The sequence below is a fragment of the Ruegeria sp. AB6 genome, assembly GCF_056542685.1.
The window spans coordinates 1-4,452 of record NZ_JBQGAD010000028.1 but is presented as its reverse complement, the minus strand read 5'-3'; the positions used below and the strand labels follow the sequence as shown (position 1 = coordinate 4,452).

Here is a 4,452-nt window from a genome sequence, read left to right as displayed (position 1 = left end):
CTCTGTCAGTTGCTGTCCTAATGGATCTGCGTCAGACAGAGGATTACGCATTCGGACATGACGTCCAGATTACAGTCGCGCTGGCGCTGACGATGGACCATGCTTTCGGATCATCCACGGGCTCCTTCTCAAGGACCAGCATAGGGCTTGAAGCAAAAGACAAAGATGGGTCAGGCCTTTCTGCCCAGTTCGGCCTCATAGAAGAAAACGGCACAGTCCTTGGATCCCGCTTCATGGGAGCCGCGGGTCAGGACGGACGCAGCTCTACCTCGTTCTTGGAAATATCCGGATCTGTTGCGGTCGGGCAGGGCACGCTCCTGACGGTATCGGGCACGCAAAGCAGGACAGATTTCAAACAGGCAGGCCTGGTCACTGGCGGCAAAAGTCTGACGGGGCGTGCCGGCAGCGTCTCAATCAGCAAGAAACGCTTTCTCGGCAGCCCAGGCACGATGCGCTTGTCGATATCCAGTCCGCTCCAGATCTCCTCTGGTGAGATTTCAATCGATCTCCCCCGGGACAGGGTTGCAGCAGTGGCCGGTCAGGAAAGCACGGGCGTGACAAGAAGCTCTCAAACTGTGCAGATTACATCTTCAGTGCGGCCGATAGATATTGGCCTGACCTATCAGCTTGCTTCAGAAGCGCCCGGACCGGAAATTCTGTTTAACGCGGGATATCGCGCACAAGGCGGTGACCCCAATCCCTACATTGGATTTGCCCTCAGTCACAGGTTTTGAGCCGCACGGGCAGATGTTTCGGCCACTTCATCTGCCGAGAGAGCTGCGCAGTGCATAGCGCACCAGATGCACGATGCAGGTCTGAACCAGGGCCTCAGGGACGGCGGAGAACAGCAGCCGGTACATGCATTGGGCCGCTGAGATTTCTGCGTCATTTTCAGGATAAAGTGAAGGCGGTGCACCGATTACAGGTCTGTGGCGTAATTCCAGGGCATCAGGCTGCTGATGTTGGACTGTTTATGCCCGTTTGCGATAGCGGTCAGTGTTTGGGTGAGCCAGGCACGGCCATTGGTTAGAACGTAATGCAGGGCGGAACGTCGAACTGATGTGGTTGACTGGGCAACTCGCCCTGACCAGAAGACCATTGCAGACTTCTGGTGCGATAATGGTGCTTGTGGCGACTGTTTGCTCAGGCCGTATTGACAAAGTAACAGTCTGACAGGTGCAGACCCCACCATAGCCTTTTCCTATTCAAATATAGAATCATGGTATTTTCCAATTCAGCGATCTGGATCCAGTGTTGGATGCGGGACGAATTGGCTGGACGTATTCGCGGTCAATCGCGCAGCGGAACCCAATCAGTAAAACTTTGGAACGTTAGCCAGTACAATAACAACAGGTTTTCACTCATCACTCACATGTACAGCATGCAAATGAGATCATCTCAATTGCTCACAGCTTGAATTGGATAAAGGAATGACCGTAATGAACAATGCACCCGTTCTGGCACTTGCATTGCCTCATCAGTTTTCAGCAGAAGATCAATCTGTGAGCTTTGTATTACCGGCCAATGCATTCACGGATGTTGATGGCGATGCGCTGACCTTAAGCGCGACGCTTGCGGATGGTGCGGCCCTGCCTGGCTGGTTGGAGTTTGATGCGGTTGCGGGGAGTTTCTCGGGCACACCGCCCCAGGACTTCAATGGAACAGTCAACGTGATGGTGACGGCCAGCGACGGGTCTCTTTCGGCCAGCGACACCTTTGTGCTTGATGTTACCCCGGTCAATGATGCACCTGTCGCGGCTGATGATACTGTTGATCCGAGTGAGTTCCTGGTCAATGACTTCACCGATGGCTCTCAAAGCGACCCGAGTGTTACCGCTCTCGCCAATGGCCATTTCGTCGTCACCTGGCAGTCTGATGATGGACAGCCGGGCGATACGTCTGAAACTGCCATCAAGGCCCGTATTCTCAATGAGAATGGTGTCGAGATTGTCAGTGAATTTCTGGTGAATGAGTCTACTAATGGTAGTCAATTGACCCCCAGCGTTACCGAGCTCGCCAATGGCCATTTCGTCGTCACATGGCCGTCCAATGATCAGGAGCAAGGGCATCCGTCTGGTTTTGACATCAAGGCCCGTATTTTTGATACGGATGGTAATGAGATTGTCAGTCAGTTCCCGGTCAATGAAGTTACCCATGACATGCAAGGCTGGCCGAGCGTGACAGCCCTTGCCAATGGCCATTTCGTCGTCACCTGGCATTCTCTTGACGGGCAGCAAGGGGATACGTCCAGTTCTGCCATCAAGGCCCGCATTTTCGATGCAAATGGCGATGAGATTGTCAGTGAATTCCTGGTCAATGAATACACCAATGACGCGCAACTATACTCGAGCGTTACAGCGCTCGCCAATGGCCATTTTGTCGTCACCTGGCATTCTTGGGACCAACAGCACGGGGATACGTCTTGGTCTGCCGTCAAGGCTCGTATTTTCAATGAGAATGGCGATGAGATTGTCAGTGAGTTCCGTGTCAACGAATTCATCAACTTCTGGCAAGAGGACCCGAGTGTGACAGCCCTCGCCAATGGGGGTTTTGTTGTCACCTGGGGGTCTCATGACCAGCAGCAAGGGGATGCGTCCGCTTCTGCCATCAAGGCCCGTATTTTCAATGAGAATGGCGATGAGATTGTCAGTGAGTTCCTGGTCAATGAATTCACCGATAGCTGGCAAGTATACCCGAGTATTACAGCGCTCACCAATGGCCATTTTGTTGTCACCTGGATGTCTGAGGACGGGCAGCAAGGGGATACGTCCGGTACTGCCATCAAGGCCCGCATTTTCAATGAGAATGGCGATGAGGTTGTCAGTGAATTCCTGGTCAATGAATTCACCAATGGCACTCAAATTGCGCCGAGCGTGACAGTGCTCGCCAATGGCCATTTTGTCATCATATGGATGTCTAACGACGGGCAGCAAGGTGATACGTCTGGTTATGCCATCAAGGCGCGTATTTTCGATGCAAACGGTGTTGCTCAAGGTCCCGAGCCGATCACAGAAGATGTTGTGACCCTGATTGAGACCGCCACGCTTTTGGCCAACGACAGCGATGTCGACGGGGATGCGCTCACGATGACAGCAGTGTCTGCCACGAGTGCGCATGGCGCGACCCTGACGCTGAACACCGACGGGACAATCAGCTATGATCCCACCAACGCGGATGCTGTCCAGGCTTTGGCAGTTGGGCAGACACTTATCGACACATTTACCTATACGGTCGAGGACGGCAATGGCGGGGAGAGCACTGCAACAGTTTCAATTGTTGTTCACGGAAGAAACGATGCACCCGTTTTAGCAATTGCATTGTCCGATCACTCTTCAGCGGAAGATGAAGCTGTGAGCTTTGCACTGCCAACCAATGCGTTCACGGATGTGGATGGCGATGCACTGACCTTGAGTGCGACACTGACGGATGGTGCGGCGCTGCCGGACTGGCTGGTGTTTGATGCCATTGCGGGGAGCTTCTCGGGCACACCGCCGCAGGACTTCCATGGTACATTGAGTGTGACCGTGACGGCCAGCGATGGGTCACGCACAGCAAGCGATAGCTTTGCCCTTGAGATTCCCCCTGTAAACGATGCACCGATCGCGGTAGATGATCTTATTGGCGCGAGTGAACTCCGCGTGAATGAATTTACCAACACCGGACAAAAGACTCCAAGTATTACCGCACTGACTAATGGCCATTTTGTCGTCACCTGGGACTCTCGTGATGGGCAGCAAGGCGATGCTTCTTCTTCTGCCATCAAGGCGCGTATTATTGATGCGGAGGGTGTTGAGATTGGCAGTGAGTTCCTCGTCAACGAGTTTACCAATAACGGTCAATTGAACGCGAGTGTAACAGCACTGGAAAATGGCCATTTCGTTGTCACTTGGGAGTCTGAAGACCAGCAGCAAGGCGATACGTCTCCAACGGCCATCAAGGCGCGTATTTTCGATGCGGAGGGCGGCGAGATCGTCAGTGAATTCCTGGTCAATGAATTTACCAATGGCGATCAGCGGGACCCAAGCGTTACCACTCTCGCCAATGGCCATTTCGTCGTCACCTGGCATTCTCACGCCTTGCAGCAAGGCGATCCATCCGGTTATGCCGTCAAGGCGCGTATTTTCGATGCAGAGGGTGGTGAGATTGTCAGTGAGTTCCTCGTCAATGAATTCACCCATAGCACGCAACGCGACCCAAATGTTACGGCCCTCGCCAATGGCCACTTTGTCGTCACCTGGGCATCTGATGATGGGCAGCAAGGTGATGATGGCTGGGCCATCAAGGCGCGTATTTTCGATGCGAGTGGCAGTGAGGTTGTCGGTGAATTCCTCGTCAATGAGTTTACCAATGACATTCAAGGCACTCCAAATGTGACAGCGCGCGACAATGGTGATTTTGTCGTCACCTGGCATTCTCTTGACGGGCAGCAAGGCGACACTGATTGGGCCATCA

2 protein-coding genes and 1 pseudogene are annotated in these 4,452 nt (G+C 53.4%); 2 read left to right on the top strand and 1 reads right to left on the bottom strand.

Annotated features, from left to right (window positions below; all coding sequences use genetic code 11):
• A partial coding sequence (locus tag ACR0DB_RS22475; protein ID WP_480553074.1) for a hypothetical protein occupies positions 1–734 on the top strand: 734 nt, incomplete at its 5' end.
• 185 nt (positions 735–919) lie between these two features.
• Here the strand turns inward: ACR0DB_RS22475 and ACR0DB_RS22470 are convergent.
• Positions 920–1,018 (bottom strand): annotated as a pseudogene (locus ACR0DB_RS22470) (transposase domain-containing protein); the annotation flags it as partial.
• A 412-nt stretch (positions 1,019–1,430) separates the two neighbouring features.
• Here ACR0DB_RS22470 and ACR0DB_RS22465 point away from each other — a divergent pair.
• The coding region (locus tag ACR0DB_RS22465) for a tandem-95 repeat protein (RefSeq protein ID WP_480553073.1) at positions 1,431–4,452 on the top strand (3,022 nt) is incomplete at its 3' end.